At 72.5% G+C, this 5,504-nt stretch carries 1 protein-coding gene; it reads left to right on the top strand.

The window, feature by feature from the left end; all coding sequences use genetic code 11:
• A partial coding sequence (locus tag VIB55_RS10195; protein WP_331876552.1) for an amino acid adenylation domain-containing protein occupies positions 1 to 5,504 on the top strand: 5,504 nt, incomplete at both ends.

Here is a 5,504-nt window from a genome sequence, read left to right as displayed (position 1 = left end):
CTGGTCCGGGCAGGACGACGTGCTGGTCGGCACCCCCATCGCCAACCGGCCGACGCCGGAGCTCGAGGGGCTGATCGGCTACTTCGCCAACACGCTGGTGCTGCGCGGCGACCTCTCCGGCGACCCCACCTTCCGCGAGCTGCTGCTCCGCGAGCGCGAGACGGCGCTGGAAGCCTTCTCGCACCAGGACCTCCCGTTCGAGAAGCTGGTCGAGGAGCTGAACCCCGAGCGCTCGCTGACCCATGCGCCGCTGGTGCAGGCCGCCATCGTTCTGCACAACCAGCACAGCATCGGCGGCGGAGCGGCCCCGGCACCCGCCGCGGCGGAGGACGCCCTGCGGCTGGAAGCCAGGGGCGGCTCGGAGGAAGCGGCCCGTTTCGACCTGAGCCTGGAGCTGGCGCAGGACCGGAGGGGCGTTGGCGCGCGCCTCAGCTACGCCACCGACTTCCTGGAAGAGGCCACCGTCCGGCGGATGCTGGGGCACCTGGAGCGGGTGCTGGAGCAGGTCACGGCAGATGCGGACGTGCTGCTCTCGCGCCTTGAGCTGCTCTCGGCCGAAGAGCGCGGCCTGGTGGTGGATGCCTGGAACCGCACCGACCGCGAAACCTCCGCGCCGGCCCACGCGCTTTTCGCGGAGTGGGCGCGCCGTGCTCCCGAGGCCGTCGCCCTGCTGGACGGCCGCGAGGCCGTGACCTATGGCGAGCTGGACCGGCGCGCTGCGGTGCTCGCCCGGCGCCTGCGCGAGTTGGGCGTGGGGCCCGAGACCCCGGTGGGGCTGTGCCTGCAGCGCACCCCCGAGCTGCTGGTGGGGGTGCTGGGGATCTGGAAGGCGGGCGGCGCCTACGTTCCGCTCGATCCCAGCTACCCGGCGGAGCGGCTGGGATGGATCATCGCCGACGCGGCGCTCCCCGTGGTGGTCGTCGCTGAGAGCACGGCGGGCGTCCTTCCGGAGCACGGAGCCACCCTCGTGCGGGTGGACGGGCCTTCGGACGCGGCATCTTCCGCGGCGCCGGAGGTGCCCGCGTCCGGCGCGGGGCTGGCGTACGTCATCTACACCTCCGGCTCTACCGGCCGCCCCAAGGGGGTGCTGGTGGAGCACGGCTCGCTGGCGAACCTGCTGTCCGCCGCGCGCGAGGCGTTCGGCGCCCGCGAGGGCGACGTGATGCCGGCGCTGGCGTCCTACGCGTTCGACATCTGGCTCTTCGAGGCGCTGCTCCCGCTCACCTCGGGGGGCGCGGTGCGGCTCGTGGATCGCGACCGCGTGCTCGACGTGCCCGCGCTGCTGGAGGAGATCGCGGATGCCACGCTCGTGCACGCCGTTCCCGCGCTGATGCGGCAGGTGGCGCAGGCGGAGCGCGAGACGCCCCGGCTCGCCCGGCTGCGGCGCGCCTTCGTGGGCGGCGACCGGGTGCCGGCCGACCTGCTGGCGGAGATGCGCGAGGCGCTTCCCGGGGCGGAGTCGCACGTCCTCTATGGCCCCACCGAGGGGACCATCCTGGCCTCCACGCACCCGGTGCCCGCAGACGGAATCGTGGAAGGGCACCCCATCGGCCGGCCGATGGGGAACGTGCGCCTGTACGTCTGCGACGAGTTCGGCACCCCGCAACCGGTGAGCGTCCCGGGCGAGCTGCTGATCGGCGGGGCGGGGGTGGCGCGCGGCTACCTGGGCCGCTCCTCGATGACCGCCGAGCGCTTCATCCCCGATCCGTTCTCGGCCGAAGGCGCACGGCTGTACCGCACGGGCGACCGGGCGCGGTGGCGTGCGGATGGCACGCTGGAGTACCTGGGCCGCGTGGACGAGCAGGTGAAGATCCGGGGTTTCCGGATCGAGCCGGGGGAGATCGAGGCCGTGCTGCGGGCCCACGAGGGCGTCACCGACTGCGTGGTGGTGTCGCGCGAGGACGTGCCCGGCGACCAGCGGCTGGTGGCGTACGTGGTGGGCGGCGTGGAAGCCGGCGAGCTGCGGGAGCAGGTGCGGGCAAGCCTGCCGGAGTACATGATCCCGTCGGCGTTCATGGTGCTGGAGTCGCTGCCGCTGACGCCGAACGGCAAGCTGGACCGCAAGGCGCTGCCGGCGCCGGACCTCGCGTCGACGGAGGAACGGTACGTAGCGCCGCGGACGCCCGTGGAGGAGGTGCTGGCGGGGATCTGGGCCGAGGTGCTGCGCGTGGAGCGGGTGGGGGTGGAGGAAAGCTTCTTCGAGCTGGGCGGGCACTCGCTCCTGGGCACGCGCGTGGTCTCGCGCATCCGCGAGGTGTTCGCCGTGGAGCTGCCGCTGCGGGCGCTCTTCGAGGGACCGACGGTTGCGGAGCTGGCGCTGCGCGTGGAGGACGAGCGCCGCGCGGAAACGCCGGTGCTGCCGCCGGTGGTGCCGACCGATCGTACGAGCCCGCTCCCGCTCTCCTTCGCGCAGGAGCGGCTCTGGTTCATCGACCGGCTGGATCCGGGGAGTTCCGTCTACAACCTTCCCGTGGCGCAGCGGCTGGTGGGTGCGCTGGACGAGCCGGCGCTGGAACGCGCGGTGGGCGAGATCGTCCGGCGCCACGAATCGCTGCGGACGGTCTTCGCCGAGGCGAACGGCTCGCCGGTGCAGGTGATCGTGCCCTTCGATGGCTTCGCCGTGCCGGTGGAGGACCTGTCGGGGCTGAACCCGGCGGAGCGCGAGGCGGCGGCCAGGCGCCGGGCCAGTGAAGCGGCGGCACGGCCGTTCGACCTTGCGGCGGGGCCGCTCTTCCGTGCGGCGCTGCTGCGGCTGGCCGACGAAGACCACGTGCTGCTGCTCTCCATGCACCACATCGTCAGCGACGGGTGGAGCATGGGGGTGTTCTTCCGCGAGATGTGGGCGCTGTACGAGGCGTACCGCGAGGGACGTGAGTCGCCGCTCCCCGAGCTGGCGGTGCAGTACGCCGATTTCGCGGTATGGCAGCGCGAGCAGCTGGCGGGCGAGGCGCTGGACCGGCTGCTCTCGTACTGGCGGGAGCGGCTGGCGGGCGCGCCGGAGCTGCTGGAGCTCCCGGTGGATCACCCGCGCCCGGCGGCGCAGACGTACCGCGGCGCGTCGGTGCCGGTGGAGCTTCCGCCGGCGCTGCTGGAGCGGCTGCAGGCGCTGGGACGCAGCGAGGGCACGACGCTGTACATGACGCTGCTGGCTGCCTTCCAGGTGCTGCTCTCGAAGTACGCCGGGAGCGAGGACGTGGTGGTGGGAAGCCCCATCGCCGGTCGCACGCGTGGCGAGGTAGAGGAGCTGATCGGCTTCTTCGTCAACACGCTGGTGCTGCGCACCGACCTTTCGGGGAACCCGTCGTTCCGCGCGGTGCTGCGGCGGGTGCGCGAGGCGACGTTGGGCGCGTACGCGCACCAGGAGCTTCCCTTCGAGAAGCTGGTGGCCGAGCTGCAGCCGGAGCGGTCTCTGAGCCACTCGCCGCTTTTCCAGGTGATGTTCACCCTGCAGGACGCCGGGGGCGGCGGAGACGCGCTTCCGGGGCTGAAGGCGGGCGGTGTCGGTTCCGGCATGGAGGTGGCCAAGTTCGACCTTTCCCTGACGCTCGTGGCGACCCCCCAGGGCCTGCGCGGCGCACTGAACTACAGCACGGACCTCTTCGAGCGCGGCACGGCCGAACGGATGCTTGGCCACCTGGCGCGGGTGCTGGAGCAGGTCGCGGCGGATGCGGACGTGCGGTTTTCGCGGGTGGAGCTTCTCGAGAAGCCGGAGCGCGCGCTCGTTCTCGAGGAGTGGAACCGGACGGAGCGCCCGTATCCGCGAGGCGTCTGCGTCCACGAGCTCTTCGCGGCGCAGGTGCGGGAGCGGCCGGGTGCCGTGGCGCTGGTCTGGGGCGATGAGTCGCTGACGTATCGCGAGCTCGACGTGCGGTCGAACCAGCTGGCGCACCACCTCGTGCGGCTGGGCGTGGGGCCCGACGCTCGCGTGGGCGTGCTGCTGGAGCGGGGAGTGGAGCTGATCGTCTGCATCCTGGCGGTGCTCAAGGCGGGCGGCTGCTACGTGCCGCTGGACCCGGCGTATCCGGCCGAGCGCCTGCGCATGATGCTGGACGACAGCCGCGTTCGCGTGCTGCTCAGCCGCGGCGACCTGGCCGGGGTGGTGGAGACGGGTGGCCTGGACGTGGTCCACCTGGACCGCGCCGCCGACGCGATCGCGGCGGAGCCGACGGAGGCACCTCACGGCGGGGCCACGGCCGAGAACCTGGCGTACATCGTCTACACCAGCGGCAGCACCGGGCGTCCCAAGGGCGTGATGGTGGGCCACCGGCAGGTCGTGCAGCTTGTCGTCGAAACGGACTACGTGCAGCTGCGCCCGGGCGACCGCGTCGCACAGGCATCGAACGCCGGCTTCGACGCGCTGACCTTCGAGGCCTGGGGCGCGTTCCTCAACGGGGCCACCCTGGTGGGAATCCCCCAGGACGTGCTCCTCTCCGGCCGCGCCCTTCGCGAGACGCTCCGCGAGGAGCGCATCACCACGATCTTCCTGACCACCGCGCTGGTGAACCAGCTTGCGCACGAAGAGCCCGACATCTTCGCGCCCGTGCGCGAGGTGCTCTTCGGGGGCCAGGCCGTGGACGCCGACAGCGTGCGGCGGCTGCTCAAGGGCGGCAGGCCGCAGCGGCTGCTGCACATGTACGGGCCCACGGAAACGACCACGTTCTGCCTGTACGAAGAGGTGGAGCAGGTCGCGGAGAACGCGCGGACGGTTCCGCTGGGACATGCGATCGGGAACCAGCGGATCTACCTGCTGGATGGTGCCCTGAACCCGGTTCCGCGCGGCGTGCCCGGCGAGGCGTACGTGGGCGGCGGCGGCGTGGCGCGCGGCTACCTGGACCGCCCCGGGCTGACGGCGGAGCGCTTCGTTCCCGACCCGTTCTCCACCGAGCCGGGTGCGCGGATGTACCGCACCGGCGACCGGATGCGGTGGCGCGGGGAGCGGAAGCTGGAGTTCGTGGGGCGCCTGGACGAGCAGGTGAAGATCCGTGGCTTCCGGATCGAGCCGGGCGAGGTGGAAAGTGCGCTGTCCGCCCACGCGGCGGTGTGCGAAGCGCGGGTGGTGGTGCGCGAGGACGTGCCGGGAGAGCTCCGGCTGGTGGCGTACGTGGTGGGAGAGGTGCAGGCCGAGGCGTTGCGCGAGCACCTGCGGCGCACCCTGCCGGAGTACATGGTGCCCGCCGCGTTCGTGTACCTGGACGCGCTGCCGCTGACGCCGAACGGCAAGGTGGACCGCAAGGCACTGCCGGCGCCGGAGCTCGCGTCGGCGGAGGACCGCTACGTCGCGCCGCGAACGCCCACTGAAGAGGTGCTGGCGGGGATCTGGGCAGAGATGCTGCGCCTGGAGCGCGTAGGCGTGGAGGACAGCTTCTTCGACCTGGGCGGGCACTCGCTGCTCGCCACCCGGGTGGTGTCGCGGGTCCGCGAGGTGCTCGCCGTGGAGCTGCCGCTGCGGGCGATCTTCGAGCAACGCACGGTGGCGGCACTGGCGAAAACGGTGGCGGAGATGC

Source organism: Longimicrobium sp. (assembly GCF_036554565.1).
Lineage (GTDB): Bacteria > Gemmatimonadota > Gemmatimonadetes > Longimicrobiales > Longimicrobiaceae > Longimicrobium.
The sequence above is the reverse complement of the archived record's forward strand: the minus strand, read 5'-3'. Positions and strand labels throughout refer to the sequence as shown.